The sequence below is a fragment of the Streptomyces sp. GQ60 genome, assembly GCF_059758875.1.
In genome coordinates this window covers 74261-88617 of the sequence record NZ_JCAXEG010000021.1, presented here as the reverse complement: position 1 = coordinate 88617, position 14357 = coordinate 74261, and the positions used below count along the sequence as shown (strand labels likewise).

15 protein-coding genes are annotated in these 14357 nt (G+C 70.0%); 4 read left to right on the top strand and 11 right to left on the bottom strand.

Translation table 11 applies throughout. The annotated features are described in order from the left end of the window. The first annotated feature begins 273 nt into the window (after nucleotides 1-273). Both AC6CKD_RS33365 and AC6CKD_RS33360 read left to right on the top strand, forming a co-directional pair. The gene (locus tag AC6CKD_RS33365) at nucleotides 274-561 is read left to right on the top strand and encodes an SH3 domain-containing protein (protein ID WP_498332553.1); all 288 of its coding nucleotides are present in this window, start codon (nucleotides 274-276) and stop codon (nucleotides 559-561) included. Nucleotides 562-741: 180 nt separating this feature from the next. Continuing rightward, nucleotides 742-1254 (top strand): hypothetical protein, encoded by a 513-nt coding sequence (locus tag AC6CKD_RS33360; RefSeq protein WP_498332552.1) that lies wholly within the window; start codon nucleotides 742-744, stop codon nucleotides 1252-1254. Between the two features lie 132 nt (nucleotides 1255-1386). Here the strand turns inward: AC6CKD_RS33360 and AC6CKD_RS33355 are convergent, their stop codons facing one another. From AC6CKD_RS33355 to AC6CKD_RS33320, 8 genes are read right to left on the bottom strand one after another with little or no spacing between them, the layout of a single operon-like run. Next, entirely contained in the window at nucleotides 1387-1947 is a 561-nt protein-coding gene (locus tag AC6CKD_RS33355; protein ID WP_498332551.1) for a DUF4913 domain-containing protein, read from the bottom strand. Beyond that, complete coding sequence (locus AC6CKD_RS33350; RefSeq protein WP_498332550.1) at nucleotides 1937-3679, bottom strand: type IV secretory system conjugative DNA transfer family protein; 1743 nt, start codon at nucleotides 3677-3679, stop codon at nucleotides 1937-1939. Before AC6CKD_RS33350 ends, AC6CKD_RS33355 begins: the two co-directional genes overlap by 11 nt. Beyond that, on the bottom strand, nucleotides 3676-5196 hold the full coding sequence (locus AC6CKD_RS33345) for a putative type IV secretion/conjugal transfer ATPase (protein ID WP_498332549.1): 1521 nt from the start codon (nucleotides 5194-5196) through the stop codon (nucleotides 3676-3678). Before AC6CKD_RS33345 ends, AC6CKD_RS33350 begins: the two co-directional genes overlap by 4 nt. 4 nt (nucleotides 5197-5200) lie before the next feature. Then, nucleotides 5201-6649: an SCO6880 family protein gene (locus AC6CKD_RS33340; protein ID WP_498332548.1), complete on the bottom strand. Its 1449-nt coding sequence runs from the start codon at nucleotides 6647-6649 to the stop codon at nucleotides 5201-5203. Beyond that, on the bottom strand, nucleotides 6646-8127 hold the full coding sequence (locus AC6CKD_RS33335; RefSeq protein WP_498332547.1) for a hypothetical protein: 1482 nt from the start codon (nucleotides 8125-8127) through the stop codon (nucleotides 6646-6648). Before AC6CKD_RS33335 ends, AC6CKD_RS33340 begins: the two co-directional genes overlap by 4 nt. Continuing rightward, a complete protein-coding gene (locus tag AC6CKD_RS33330) occupies nucleotides 8124-8900 on the bottom strand; it encodes a DUF8175 domain-containg protein (protein ID WP_498332546.1) in 777 nt (258 codons plus the stop codon). The genes AC6CKD_RS33335 and AC6CKD_RS33330 overlap by 4 nt, the downstream gene beginning before the upstream one ends. A gap of 4 nt (nucleotides 8901-8904) precedes the next feature. Continuing rightward, complete coding sequence (locus AC6CKD_RS33325; protein ID WP_498332545.1) at nucleotides 8905-9198, bottom strand: hypothetical protein; 294 nt, start codon at nucleotides 9196-9198, stop codon at nucleotides 8905-8907. A gap of 2 nt (nucleotides 9199-9200) precedes the next feature. Further along, a complete protein-coding gene (locus AC6CKD_RS33320; RefSeq protein WP_498332544.1) occupies nucleotides 9201-9680 on the bottom strand; it encodes a hypothetical protein in 480 nt (159 codons plus the stop codon). A gap of 200 nt (nucleotides 9681-9880) precedes the next feature. On the opposite strand from AC6CKD_RS33320, the gene AC6CKD_RS33315 reads away from it, so the two are divergent. Together AC6CKD_RS33315 and AC6CKD_RS33310 are read left to right on the top strand one after the other, a co-directional pair. Then, complete coding sequence (locus tag AC6CKD_RS33315; RefSeq protein ID WP_498332543.1) at nucleotides 9881-10927, top strand: C40 family peptidase; 1047 nt, start codon at nucleotides 9881-9883, stop codon at nucleotides 10925-10927. An 870-nt stretch (nucleotides 10928-11797) separates the two neighbouring features. Continuing rightward, nucleotides 11798-12127, top strand: coding sequence for a hypothetical protein (locus AC6CKD_RS33310; RefSeq protein ID WP_498332542.1), 330 nt, complete (start codon nucleotides 11798-11800; stop codon nucleotides 12125-12127). A 31-nt stretch (nucleotides 12128-12158) separates the two neighbouring features. Here AC6CKD_RS33310 and AC6CKD_RS33305 read toward each other — a convergent pair whose 3' ends face one another. The 3 genes from AC6CKD_RS33305 to AC6CKD_RS33295 form a co-directional block, all read right to left on the bottom strand. Beyond that, nucleotides 12159-12629, bottom strand: a complete 471-nt coding sequence (locus AC6CKD_RS33305; protein ID WP_498332541.1) for a hypothetical protein — start codon at nucleotides 12627-12629, stop codon at nucleotides 12159-12161. Between the two features lie 2 nt (nucleotides 12630-12631). Next, nucleotides 12632-13201: a hypothetical protein gene (locus tag AC6CKD_RS33300; RefSeq protein WP_498332540.1), complete on the bottom strand. Its 570-nt coding sequence runs from the start codon at nucleotides 13199-13201 to the stop codon at nucleotides 12632-12634. 151 nt (nucleotides 13202-13352) lie between these two features. Next, nucleotides 13353-14120, bottom strand: coding sequence for a hypothetical protein (locus tag AC6CKD_RS33295; RefSeq protein ID WP_498332539.1), 768 nt, complete (start codon nucleotides 14118-14120; stop codon nucleotides 13353-13355). Nucleotides 14121-14357 lie beyond the last annotated feature (237 nt).

Sequence of the window (14357 nt, the reverse complement as noted above, 5' to 3'; positions counted from 1 at the left end):
ACACCACCCACCCCAACCCGGGGCAACACGGCGACTCCGCGTCGTGGGCACGTATCCCACGTGGATGGAATTGCCAAAGAATTCAACAATGAGCATTTTCGGGCGGCTGTAAATTGCAAATCCACTTCAGAGTTATAAATAGGCGGCGCGCAACAACACACGTCAAGGTGATTTTCCACTCCGACCCGTAACGGAAATCCCCTCTCGGCAGGTTTGACTTTCATGAAGCGAATGATTTCCGCATCTCTGATCGTGCTTGGTGCGCTTACCGCCGTGTCCGCTCCTGCCAGTGCCGTACCGAGTTCGGCTACGACGGTCGTCACCGAGTGGAACTCGTGCGGGTACTACCCCTCCACGAACCTCAAGCTGAGGACCGGTCCGAGCACACGGCAACCGGCGGTCGGTCTGTTGACGCCCAAGGACAGCGTCCACGTCCTCAGGGAACAGGGCGGCCTCTACCAGGTGTCGTTGGACCTGGATTCCGAGACGGGGATCAAGGCCGGGACGACGGGTTGGGTGACCAAGCACCTCACGGCCCACGTCTGCATGCGGCTGAGCTGACTCCCCGGCGCCCGCTCAGGGGTACGCGACCTTGGGGGCACCCGAGGTCGCGGCCCTTGAGTAGCCGTTCGGCTCGCCTACCGGGGGTGTAGCTCATCGGTGGCCTTTTCGGGTCGGGCCCGTGTCGCCATCTGCGGTACCGGGATTGACCCGGGTATGAACACCATCAGGAACGCGGGAGTGACGGCCCTGGCCGTGGTGGCGGCGACGGTGGCGGCACCAGCCACGCCGACCGCTACGGCTGCGCCGGCCTACAAGTGCGCGAGCAGCACACTGGACATTGACGACAGCAGCTATGACGGGCCGTGGCCGGACAACTGGAAGATCACGGTGAAGACGTGCGCGGCCCGGTCCGGGAACACGGTCTACGCCTACGCAGAAGCGCATTGGGACGGCCCCCGCTTCCGAGTGGCGGACGATCCGACGATCTTCGACGGGGCCAAGCTGCGGTTGCAGATCAAGCAGTCCAGGGCGGGCACGGACCCCGTGGTGATCGAGCGCGATTTCACCGCGATCGAGGGCCGGCTGGAGGACAGCACGTCAAGCTCCGATTACAACGGCCGCTACCGGACCGGCACCATCAGCCACCGGGCCAGCCCCGGCGCCCTGGCCGATTCGGTCCTGTTCCTGGACTGGCACGGCGATGGCCGAGGCTACGGACGCCACGACTACAGCGGATCACCCGCCGTTTGACCCGCACGCAGTGCAGGCCTCCGCCGTTTCCCGGTGGCGGCCCGCGCTGCTGGGCTCACTGCTCGCCGGGGGCTCCAGACCGCCGGGCCTTCGCCGCGCCACTCGATCGACAGCCGGGACGTGCACCGGCTGTCAGGCCTCGACCCTCCAGGTGCTGGGCACGAGGCCGGGCAGCCGGTGCGCCACCTGATGCTCGCCCTTCGTGCAGCCCTGGAAAGGGCCCGTAGAGGCGCGGAGTTCGCGGATGCAGGGGTCGTAGTGGTCGCGGTGCCAGGTGCTGGGGCCGGCGTATCCGCAGGTGTCGGGGTCGGTGAGTTCTTGCCAGGCAAGCCAGAGGGCGTGGAGGCGGGCGACGGCGACGGGGTGCTCGGTCCATCGGTGGCACCATCGGGCGTCGGCGGAGGCTTCGTCGAGGTAGCCGGGCACCAGGACGCCTTCGACCCATTCGACCAGGGCCCGGAGCTCTGCCCCGTACTCGGCAGGGTCGAGGAGCAGGATGAACGGCGGGAACTGCCACCCCTCCTCTTCCTCCGCCTCGTCCCGGGGCGCATCCGGGCTCTCGGTTTGCTCGCCGTCGGCGGCCGGCGGCTGGCTGAGCTTGTTGACCTGGTTGGTCAGGGCCCGCAGCTGGGCCTTGAGGTCTTCGACGTCCTCCGACAGGCCGACCGGCGCGTGGGTGGGGCTATCGGGCACGGCGTGCCGCCTTCAAGGTCTCGTGGGCGGCGACCGCGCGCTGGGTGATCGCGGCCTCCTCGGCCTTCTTCTGCGGGCCGATGTGCGCGAGGCTCTCCTCCTCGTACCAGGGGCGAAGCTGGATCTGGGCGATCCTCATGCCGGTGGACAGGAGGAGGCCGGTCCCCTTGGGCATGGCGCGGATGTCAGAGGCTTCCAGGATCTGCTCGCGCTGTTCGCTCCAGGATTGCGAGCCGCCGTCTCGGCTCTTGCTGTAGGAGCCGCGATGGACGGTGTGCTGGCCGATGAGGGTGGCGATGTCGGCGACGAAGCGAGGGTCGTCGACGCCGGCGCCGATGAGCTTCTTCGTGGCGGCGCCCCACATCGAGTCCATGCCGACCTCGCCCCACGCTTTCACGCCCTGCCGGTAGCTCTGCAGGATCACGTACGGGGTGATGCCGCGGGATCCGAGGTGCGAGTAGAGGTCGGGGAGGTCGCCGATCTTGCAGATGTTGGCGGCTTCGTCGAGGACGGCTCGCATGGGCTCGGGGAGTCGGCCGCCGTGGCGTTCACCGGTTTCGGAGGCTGCGGTGAACGTGGCGTCGGCCAGGGCCGCGACGACCGCCGATGCCGGGCCGCCCTTCTTGGAGAGTAGGTAGAGGGTGTCGCGGGTGAGGGAGAACTCCTCCGGGTCGAAGCGCTCGGTGTTCTTGTCGGGCATCACCCAGGCCAGGACCTTCTCGTCGCGCAGCCCGGAGAGCGCGGTGCGGGCGTTCTGGTAGATGCCGGACTGGGTCTCCTCCGCGATGGCGATGCTGCCCTCGACCTGCTCGGCGAGCACGGGCTCGTACCGGTGGAGGATCCGCAGCGGGGCCTTCTCCTGCGGGTCGGCGACCCACTTCATGACGTCCTTGACGCTGGCCCCGTCGTGCCAGGCGGCCCGGAAGAAGCCGACCAACAAGTCGTTGGCGGACTGCGACCAGAACGGATCGGCGGACTCGCTGCTGATCTGGTTGGTGAAGTGGGACGCGAGGCGCTCGGCGCGCTCCAGGGTCTCGCCTTCGGCGAGCATGTCCCACCACATCGACCGCACGGTCTGCGCGACGGCCTGGGTGTCGAACACCCAGCCCTCCCCAACGCGCTGGCGGGCCGTGTAGGTGGCCGCGTAGACGTCGGACTTGTTCGAGGTGAGCAGCAGACTGCCGGGGGCTTCCATCGCGATGGGGATGGCCAGCGCGCTGCTCTTGCCTGCGCGCGGCGCCATGATCGCGATGTAGGTGTCTTCGTCGCTGCCGCGCAGTTCGACGCCGGTGGTCATGTGGTCGCCGAGGAGCACGCCTCGGTCCTTCGCCGGGATCGTCTTGGGCTCGGTGTCCTTGAGGGAGCGGCGGAGCCGGGTCGCGGTGACGGCGGCCCGGTTCGGTGTGAGGTCGCGCATCTGCCAGAGGGTCGCCAGGTGCAGGGAGTTGTAGAACCAGCGCAGCGCGAGGCGGATGCCCCAGATGAGTGCGGCGATCATCGCGAGGTCGAAGAGGAAGGCGCCGATGCCGGAGGCGATCGGCGAGGCGCCCCAGACCGAGGACCAGCTGCGGGCCATGCGCAGCACGGTCAGGGCTGACAGGGGTGCGGTGACGTCTTCGCCGGTGACGAGCGTGCCGAGCGCGGCGCCGGTCCAGGTGGAGGCGGAGAGGACGACGGCGCCGCCCACGGCGATGGAGCCGGCGAGCCAGTTGCGGTCGGAGTCGGTCATCATCGCTGCTCGTCCGCCTTGTGGTCGGTGTGGTAGAGCTGGGCTTCGGTGGCGGTCAGTTCGGAGGCGGCCGCGACACCGGGCCTGCTGCCGATCTTGATCATGAACTTGCCGCGCCCGGGGTGGACGGCGTCGCCGCCGTCGAGTCCGGTCGAGGTCGCCGAGGACCACGAGGCGATCATGATGCGTTCCTGTTCGGTGAGCTGGCGTTTGCCGGTGACCCGTCGCAGCTCTTCCTCGGTCGAGGCGCCGATGATCCAGGTGTCGCACCTGTCCATCAACCCCCTGGCCTTTGCCCTGTCCTCCTCGGTCGGCAGGGCTTCGGTGTCCAGGAGGGAGTGGGTGACGAGGATGGAGATGTCGCCGTCGCCGCGGGAGAGGCGGGTGATGGAGTCCATGGAGTCCACCAGGCCGGGGCCGGACCTGAGGGCCCGCCACATTTCGTCCATGGGCAGGACCAGGCGTCGCTTCATCAGGCCGGTGGAGCGGGCGGCGTCGATGCTGGAGTAGGTGTAGGCCCAGGTCGCGATCATGCCTGCGGACAGGACGTCCTGGCCGCGGGCGCGCAGGGCGGAGATGTCGACGGAGACGGCGGGGGCCGAGATGTCGAGGGGGTGTGTGGTGGGGCCGTCGAAGAGGCCCTTGAGGGGTCCGGACACGAGGTTGTCGAGGCCTGCGATGACGGATCGGGTCAGGTCCGCGTAGGTGCCCGCGTCGGCGGCGGCGAGCCGGTTGCGCAGGGCTTCGGGGGCTTGGCGCAGGACGGTGATCACGTCGGGGACGATCGGGTCCTCGCCGGGGCGGGCGTCGGCGGCGAGCTGGACGGCGCAGGTGAGGGCGGAGCGCTGGATTTCGTCGGGGGTGCGGCCGAGTCCGTGCTTGGTGGCGAGGAGTGCGCCGAGGGTTTCCAGGCGGCGGGAGTTGAGGATGTCGAGGAGGACTTCGCGCTCGCCGACCGGCAGTGCCCACACGCGCTTCTTGAGGGGGCCGCTGTCGAGGGGGTTGAGGCAGCCGGAGCCGTCGCCGATCCGGATGACGCTGCCGCCCAGGCCCTTGATCAGGCCGGTGTACTCGCCCTTGACGTCGCCGGGGACCACGGGCATGAACCCGAACGCGCAGTAGAAGAGGAGCATGCGCTTGACGAGCGCGCTCTTGCCCGCGCCGGGCTGGGACATCACCCATACGCCGCTGTTGGTGGTCAGCTTCCCGACCCAGCCGGCCGGGTCGACGCACACGAGCTCGCCGGTCAGGACGTCGCGGCCGACTACGACGCCGCGGGCTGGGAGGCCCGCGCCGAGGAGGAAGGGGTAGATGCCTCCGGCCTGGCTGGAGGGGCCGGTGTAGACGGTGCCGGTGTCCTCGACGGCGACGCGGCCGCCGAAGCGTCCGCCCCAGCCGGAGCGCGGCGCGTACATGCGGCGCCGGCGCTGGCGCTCCGCCTTCTCCGCCTGGGCTTGTCCTTCTGGGCGTGGGGGTGTGGTGGTGCGGCGGGGGCTCTGGAGCTGGGGTGGTTTGGCCATCAGGTCACCGGACCAGGGGGTTGTAGCCGATGGGCAGTCCGGCCGCGAAGATGGCGGCCTGTGCACCGAAGGCGTCGCGCATCAGCAGGGAACGGGTCGTCTTGACGGCGCGTGCGAGTTCCTGGCGTGCGGCGGGCAAGTCGGCGGCGGTGCGGGCGGTGACGGTGACCATGAGGGTCCAGTCCACGACCTGCTCGCCGCTGGCGGCTTGGGCGGCGGCCTTCTCCGCGCGGGCGTAGTCCGCCTTCTGTGACCATCTGGCGCGTCCCTTGACCTGGGCGGTGGCGTCCGCACGGTTGGCGGCGGCGCTGATCTCCCGCTCCAGGACGGCTTCGCCCTCGGTCGGGTCGAGGACCCGGTAGGCGAGGGTGATGCGGCGGGGGAAGCGTCCCGGGCTCAGGAACGGGAGCAGGACGGAGTACGGGATGGGCCGCTTGGGCATCTCGCGCAGGACCGCCGAGACGGAGATCGCGTCGTCGTGGGCGTACTCCTTCCAGAGGTCGTCTGCTGCCACGGGTCCGCAGTCACCCCAGGACAGTTCGGCGAACTGCTCGTCGCGGGCGTCGAAGACGCTGGGGTCGTAGGCGGAGCGGACGATCCTGCGCAGGTCCACATCCGTGGCGCGGCGCACGATGTCGGTTCCGGTGCCGGAGAGGTCCAGGCCGTCGACCACCCGCAGGGTCTCCGCCACCTGCCCGGCCAGGTCGGCCGGCGGATCCGAGGTCGCCGAGGGGTCCACGATGACGCTCATCCAGGAGACGACCGAGGCCGTGGCCTTGGGGGCGCTGTGAACGAGTTCGTCGACGACCGCCAGGGCGAGCGCGGGTGCGCCCGGGTCGCGGCGGGCTTTGATGTCGTCGCCGAGAGCCTCGCCCGCGCCCGGGGTGATCTGGATCGTGACGGAGGCGCCTTGGATCTGCTCGTCCGTACTCATGGCGTCCAGGAGCGAGGACCAGCTGCGCAGGTTGCCGCGCACCGTATTGGTGGGGGCCATCAGACTGCCGCCGGGGGCCAGGAGGGTGGAGACGGTCATGTAGCCGGTGGCCCGGTCGTGGACGACGCCGACGGGACGGCCGGAGGTCGGATCGTGGGCGGCGATCAGCGTGGTGCGAGCGGCGACCCCGGGCGGGTCCAAGGCGTAGGGGTGGGGCAGCAGGACGCGCCGGTAGTTCGTGGACTCCGCCCGGGTGGCCAACTTCCACGCGACGCGGGCCCGGTAGTAGGAGAGGGCGGGCATGCCGTGGCGGCTGGCGGCCGCAAGGCCGAGTACGGACAGGGTCACCGGCACGGTGACCAGGAGGCTGCCCGGGTGCGTGGTGGCGAGCAGTGCGTCGAAGGCGAGGAAGCCCGCCCCGATCATCGTCGCCGACTTCGACAGGTTCCCGAATCCGAAGGAGCGTCGCTGGCGGAAGCCCTCGACCCTCAGGCCGTCGGGTACCCCGTGTGTGGTCACTTGCTTCCCCCATCTCCCATGGCCCCGGCGGCGCCCTGGATGCCGTCGTTGATGCCGTCGAGGACCTTGAGCCCGAGGGCCGCGCCCCCGGTCGCGACGGCGGCGGTGCCGGTGGCGGCGGCGCCCGTCGCGGTGGTGCCGGTCTCGGCGGCGGTGCCCAGCCCGCTCGCGGCGTCGGGGCCGGCGCCCTGCGCGGGCACGCTCGCCCCGGCCGGGTCTGCGCCGCCCTGGCCCTGCGGGCCCATGGACTGCTCGACGTACTGGGCGTGGCGGACCGGGTCGGAGCCGCCGCCGTCGGGGTCCGGGTCGTCGGGGTCGTCGGGGTCGTCCCCGCCACCACCTCCGCCGCCGCCCCCTCCCCCGCCGCTGCCACTGCCGCCGCCGGACTTGCCGCCCATGGCGGAGCCGGCGAAGTTACCGACCGCGCCCAGCGCTCCGCCGCTGGACATGGCCCCGCCGAACTCTGCGCCGAAGCCGGAGAAGATCTTGGTCAGGGGGCCGGGGGCGAGGATGGCAAGGATCAGGGTGGCCAGGCCCCGCAGCCACTCCACCAGGCTGTGGGCTTTGCCGAATTCCGTGAAGCCGACGCAGATGATGATCGCGACGATGGGCTTGTAGGCGATGACGGTGAGGATCGAGGTGATCAGTTTCGGGGCCCAGCCGCGGGTGGCGTTGCCTCCCATCAGGCCGGCTCCGGCGATCGGCAGGAGCAGGCACTGGATGGGGATCGCGGACTGCCGCAGGAAGATCAGGACGAGCTGGGTGAAGCCGACGACCATGAGGCTGAAGCAGACGCCCGCGACCAGGACCGGGTTGAGGATGGCGGCCGGGATCATCACGGACAGAATCCGGTCATAGGCTCCGGGAGCGCCGAAGGTGCCGTTGACGAGGCCGTTCGTCAGAAGGTCGCCCAGGCGCAGCAGGGCGGCCACGATGGTCAGGCCGACACCCGAGAGCACCGCGTTCTGGGCGTAGCCGGACAGGAGCTGGCCCCAGTATTTGGACTGGCCGGTGACGGCCGCTTTGCCGATCTGCCACATGGCGCCGAAGGCCGCGATGACCCAGCCCAGCCAGATCAGCATGCCCGACAGGCTCGCGTTCCTGTCGAAGAGGCCGGTGTTGGCGAGGTTCAGCGAGGGACCCCTGAGGGCCAGGGTGAGGACCGTGCGCAGCAGCCACTTCACCACGTCGACGCCGGACTTGAGGATGTCGCCGATGGTGGAGTCCCAGACCGCCTGCCAGTACTCCTCGACCTCTTCCTGGACCTTGTCGCCGACGACGTCGCAGCCGTCCCGGCCGGTCGCCAGAGCGGCCCCGGCGCGGGCGAGGGTGGCGAGCATGCTGCCGGTCGTAGCGACCTGGCAGGTCACATCCACGGCCTGGCCGACGGGGCCGTCCTCGTCGGCGGCGGCGGGAGGGGCGAGGCCGATGCCGATGAGGCTGACGAGGATCAGCAGCAGGCCGGCGAGCCGCCTCACGAGGCTTCCCGGATCGCCGTCCACGCGGACTGGTTGAAGGCCGGATCGCCGGGAGCGACGATCTCGGGACGCTTCGCGTCCAGGGCCAGGGCCCTGGTGTAGGCGGCGGTAGAGGACTTCCAGTCGCCCTCCCACCGCACGGCGACCAGGGAGCGCATGTAGGAGCCGGTCTCGGCCTGGGTCTCGCCCGCCTTCATCGTGACGCGGGAGAGCAGCCAGGCACTGGCCTCGTCCGGTGACTGGCTGACGATCTTGAAGCCGATCACGGTGGTGCGCACGTACGCGCCCGGCGGCAGGTCGCTGCCCGCGGGAAGGCCCATGGTCTTGCGCAGTTGCTTGTCCGCGTCCAGGGCGGCGAGTTCGGCGATCTCCCGGTTCGGCGCCGTACGGTCGGCCGCGACCAGGTAGCTGTCGAACAGCTTCAGCTGGGCCTGAACGTTGCCGTGGGCGCCTTCGAGGAAGGTGGAGTTGGACTCCGCCATCATGGCCACCGCGCCATCCGGGGTGTGCGGGAAGCCGGTCTCCATGCCCCGTTCGTCGGTGCGCGCGCCCCGGGGCAGGTTCGCCCAGCGGGCCGGCTCGGTCCAGTCCGGCGGTGGTGCGTAGGACGCCGAGGGCGAGGCTAAAGCGCTCGCGGAGGTGCCGGCCTTGCCGGAGTCGGGGGTGGACTCGTCACCGCTGAGCATGGCATAGCCGGTCAGCACGAGGACGGCGACCGCCGCGACCACGGTCGCGGGCATCACGTAGCGGGTGAGCCGTTCGGTACGGGCCACGGCGTCAGGCGGCGATGCCGTTGATGATCGAGATCAGTGTTCCGGCGAGCATGATCGCGAGGATGCCGCCACCCATCCATTTGAAGGGCTCGCTGCCGCCCCCGTTCCTGCTCTTGTCGGCCGTGGCCAGCTTGTAGACCCCGAACCCGGTCGAGGATCCTCCGGCGAGGACGAGGATGTAGAGCGCGTAGCCGAAGAGTTCGGTGACGATCGGGTCCAGTCCGGGGATCGCCTTCGGCTTCGCCCCGGGCAGCAGGCCGCCATCGGCGAGCGCGGCGGCCAACGTCATCATGTCCATCGTCAGATCCCTTCGATGTGGCGGCGCAGCTTGCGGCCCGCGGCCTGCACGTCCTTGTGCTCCATGGCCTGGGCAGAGGTCTCGACCGTGCGCAGCACGGGCAGGTAGGGGACCGTGGCGGTTCCCGCGATCCGGGCACCGAGCGCCCGGACGCGGTAGGTGACGGCGGCCGGCGGCGGGGCGGGTACGTCGGAGACCAGCACCACCCAGGGCCGCGGCAGGTGCACCGACCAGCCGGTCCGCAGAATGTGCTCGACGCAGAAGGAGCCGTAGACCGTGGTGTCGGCCACGAGCACCGGCGCAACCCCCATGGGCAGCGGCTCCCCGGACTTCAGGAAGCGGGCCCGCTCCTCGTCCCCGTCCGCGAGCATCTGCTGCACGACGCCCATCCCGATCGTCCAGCCGGCGGCGAGCGTCAGCCCGTAGTGCAGGCCGGACTCCTGGGGGCGGTATGTGGCCGGAGGCACGATCTCGGTGGTCATCGCGCAACTTCCCCCCTCTTCCGCACGTTTCAGATATCGCCCTGCGTACTCAACGAGCTACGGACAGTAGCGTTTCTGGATCAGGGGTCGACGCCAGGTCAACGGGCGGAGCCCAGGCCAGGCACGGGGTCCAGGAGTGCGCACCCCTGTGCGATCACTCATCCAGGTGACCAACGGGTCCCCGGAGAAGGGGGAGAGCGATGAAGGTCGTGAGCGGCGTGCTGCTGGCGGCGGTGGCCTTTCCCGTGGCCCTCCTGCTCGTCCTCGCGGGCCTGCTGTCCAGCGCGGGCGCCTCCCCGGGAGTCAGCGGGGGTGCGATGCGCGGTGTACCGCCGGAGTTCGAGCCGTGGATCCGCCGCGCTGTCGCCGAATGCGACCATCCAGAGCTGTCACCTGCGCTGATGGCCTCTCAGCTCTTCCAGGAGTCCGGTTTCAGCACCTCGCGCTCCACCGTGAGTTCGGCCGCCGCTCAGGGCCCGGCCCAGTTCGTGCCCGACACCTGGCGCACCTACGGCCGCGACGTCGACGGGAAGAACGGCGCCGACCCCTTCGACGTCGCGGACGCCGTCATGGCGCAGGGCCGCTACATGTGCTCCCTGCTCGGCGACGCCAAGAAGTCCGGGTACCGCGACGACGTCCGGCGCCTGGCGCTCGCCGGCTACAACGCCGGGTGGGGAACGGTCATCCGCTACCGCGGCGTTCCCCCGATCGGGTTCGCGAACGGCGAGACCTTCAACTACGTGCGGGACATCATGGGCAGGCTCTCCGACTTCGCGGGCCCCGTGGGCCTGAACGTCAAGGGCAGCGGCGCCGGCGCGGACGCACTGCGGCGGGCCGCCGCCCGGATCGGCACCCCGTACTCCTACGGCGGCGGCGGACCCGGCGGCCCCGGCCGCGGCTTCTGCGACGACGGCAACGGATTCCTGCGCGGACGGTGCGCGGCCTTCACCACCACCGGGTTCGACTGCTCCTCGCTCGTGCAGTACGCGTACTGGCCGCACACCCAGCTCCCCCGCACCGCCGCCGAGCAGTACCGGGCCACCTCCCACCGGCCCATCACACGCGGTCAGCTCCGCCCCGGGGACCTGCTGTTCTGGGCACGCCGGAACGGGTTCATCTATCACGTCGGGCTCTACGCGGGCGACGGCCAGGTTCTACACGCGCCGCGCACGGGCCGCAACGTCGAGGTCGCCGCCCTCGATTCCGCGATGCCCGCAGGCGACTACCGCGGCGCGACCCGGGCCTGACCGGCCGAGAAATCTGAACAATTTCCGGGCGACCTGAAATCACCCGGAACAGCCCGATATTCACCGGATTGCTTCATGATCACCCTCTAGGGTTTCTTGGTAGACATGCGACCGCTTAGCTGCGGAATTCCCGCATCCTCTTAGGAGGGGCCGAAATGCCGACTGCCGAGGGAGTAATGTCTTCATCGGGTGGTGCGCACGAAACTCCCCGTCCACCGGATTTGACCGGACCCTTCCAGCTGGAGGTTCCGGAAAACCGGAGCCTCTGGACGAGGAGGTGGTTGTGAACATGCCCGACGAGACGGCGACACCATGCTCGGCATGCTCGGTGGAACGGCGGTGGGTTCGCCGGGTCCGCAAGTGGCTGGGCCCGGTGTCGACTGCCAGCTACTACGCGGTCCGCACGGTCAGGGAGCTTGTCCTTACCTTGTGAGCCGGACCTGCTCCTTGGTACTGAGCAGGTCCGGAACCGCGCGAAGCGCGGCGGGGGCCTTCGGCGTGCTAGCGCCGGGGGCCCCGTCTCACATCGGGGCGGCAAGAATGCCGCGTTGCCAGCATCCCACAGAATCACGTTTGGTGAATCCATAGTCCGGTCTCCCCCCGTTGCCGGTATCCCCGCGCATTTACGGTGGGATCTCGGTGGCGCAGCGGTTTACCAGTTCCCCATGCGCTCTATTTCCGGGATACCGCCACGCAGGCAGAGGGATCGGGGCGCTTTCCTGCCCGTGATGCAGGGTTCACTGGTTCCACGGCCACCGAGCCACGGTGACAGGACCCCGCTCGGCATCACGCCAGATCTGCTGGCCCCCGCGCCTCCATCGGCCCGCGCCGTTGGGCACGACCGCACGAGGGGCGGGCATGATGCCCCGCATGAAGGCAGACGAGATCCTCAAGAAGGCCGAAGAGATCCAGGCCGCCAAGCAGGCCGCCAAGCAGAAGGCGATGGAGCCGCTCGCGCAGCTCCTCGCCGAGCGGATCAGGCTGACGACCGAGCATGCGGCCACCGACGTGCCGTACGGCAAGGCCTTTGCGGCAGCGGAGGCCGCCGGCTGGTCTGCGTCCGAGCTGGCTGAGATCGGCGCCGAAGAGCCCACGCACCGGCCCCGGACCCGTCGGACCCGACTGGCCGCGAAGGCCGCCGCCGCTCCGGCGACGGACCCGGGCGCGGAGATCCCCTCGCAGGCCCCCGTCAACGCCTGAGCCCTGCCATTCACCCGGGTAGGTCATTCGCTCAGTAGGGGTGGTGCCCAGGCCGCCCCACCCTGCACCTACCTGATGTGGCCGCGGTTTCGGTGGGCGGGGTCGGTTCGCTGTCGCCGGTTTCCAGCGCGCGCAGCACTCCGTTCACCGCCCAGACCTCCCAACCCATGTCCTCGGTGTCTTGCAGCTGGTCCGCATGATGGTCGCGGAGGGTCTGCGCGATCTCGCCCAGCTCCTGGACCTGCCGGGGAGAGATCCGTACGACCGAGTCGGAGCCGGGCGCCCGGTCGGGCGTCCAGCCGGAGGTGCGGCTGATGATGGTCTCCAGCACGGCCGACGTGTAGCCGTCCGGGAGCCCTACTTCGATGCCTTCCTCGTCGATCAGCCGCTGGGCGGCCGCCACCGTGATGTAGACGGGTGACAGACGCTTGGCGAACTGCGGGGTGGTGGAGTACCAGGACGCCCCATCGGCACTCCGCCAGAGCCTTCCGGTGCCAGCCACGGCTATTCCCCCGCCTGGAGGGCCGGAGCGGTGACACTCCGGTACAGGACGCGTTCCGCGCGGTCTGCCGCTTCCTCGCACACCGCCATCAGGGCCAGGTGCCGCAGGTGAGCGTGTGCCTCACGGACCGCATCAGCGGCTTCGTTCGCCTTCGCGGGGGATTTCGGCCCCCATGCCTTGTAGGTGCCCAGCGTCGACAGGAGTGTGCGCAGAGCGTCTTCCAGGTCCGCCAGGGAGCGGCCCACGAAGCCGCTGTAGACGATGAAGGTGGAGCGCAGCTCGCGCAGGCTCGTCTGGTAGTCGTCGACGGAGTCGGTGAAGGCGTGGCGGTCACGGCGAAGGCGAACGCCGAGGGCCGCCTCCAAGTCCTCCGGGTTCAGGGCCTTCATCACGCTCGGCAGGTCGGCGCGGCGAACGCGCACGAGTTCGGCGTTGTCTGTCGGGAATTCGCGGTCGCGGGGATCCGCGGGCAGGGCGGCGAAGGCCTGCCCGAGTGCGGCCAGGGTGGCGTCGCCGGGGTTCTCGCGGAGCGCGGCTGCGGCGGCGGCCAGAGCGTCGAGTTCGGTCGTCATGTGTGCTGATCCTTCCGGAGGCGGGGCCATGGTGGTGGCCGATCAGAATTCTTCGACGGGGAACATCGCGGACGGCAGAAACTAGGATCCCGGGGCTGGCCGTGCGCGGCAGGGGTCAGCTCACTTCGCGGCAGCTTCGGGGCGGGGGTGTTCAGCCAGCCGCGATCCGGGCCAGCGTGGTCCGCGCGAGGCCGGTCGCGTCCGAAATCGCAGTCTCCGTGAGGCCGTTCGCGCGGGCTGCTCTCACGAGTGCGTCCCGCTGGTCCGCGCAGGCCCGCCAGCCGCTGAGGATCTCCACAGTGATCCACCTGTCCAGCTGCTCGTCGAGGTAGTCCGCGCGCACCCAAGAGCGGCCGAGGTCGGGACGGGGAGCAGGGGCGGCGGCCAGGGCCACCATCCGGCACTGGGCGGCCTCCCGCTCGTGGCGCTCGGCGATGCTGCGGGCCAGCACCTCGAATCGGGTCCACGTTGCGGACGACAGGGTGCGGACAGGTTCGTCGCTGGCGTGGGCGGCGGCGAGTTCGCCGTCGGTGGCGGCGCGCCTGAGCCAGTCCTGCGCTTCCTCGTCGTACTCGTACTCCGCCACCCGCGCGCCGTAGGTGCGGGCCTGGCCGGCGTGGAACTCGTGGTCGGGGACCGCAGAGAGGATGTTCAGCACGCGGGCCCACGGCGCCACCCGGTCCAGGGCCTGGCGCACCTCACGCTGCCAGCCGGCGCGGTCGGCCGCGATGACCTCGCAGACGGCGAGGGCAGTCTGGCCGCTCTGCAGGGTGACCCGGCCGCCGCGGTGCTCTTCCCGCCCGCCCGGCGCATGTTGGCTGGGCCAGGAGATCCAGCCCCAGGACCCCTCCGCGTGAATGGCCGGACGGCTGCCGCTGCTGTCGCGCTCGAACAGGGGGATGTCGTCGCTCGTCGTCATGCCCACAGCGTAGCGTTCGATCCGGCGACTATGCAGCGAACGCTACAAATTGCCAGGTCGACACGGGCCGCTCCAGATGGGCAACAAAATCGAACACGTGATGGAATGAGGTATCGCCCACATCGAGGAGCAGCGCCATGACCTCACCCGCCCCCGCAGCCAGACCTCAGGTCGCGACCTGGTCTCCCTCCCAGACTGGCCCCTGCACCAAATGTCACCAGCCGTGCGCGCGGTACG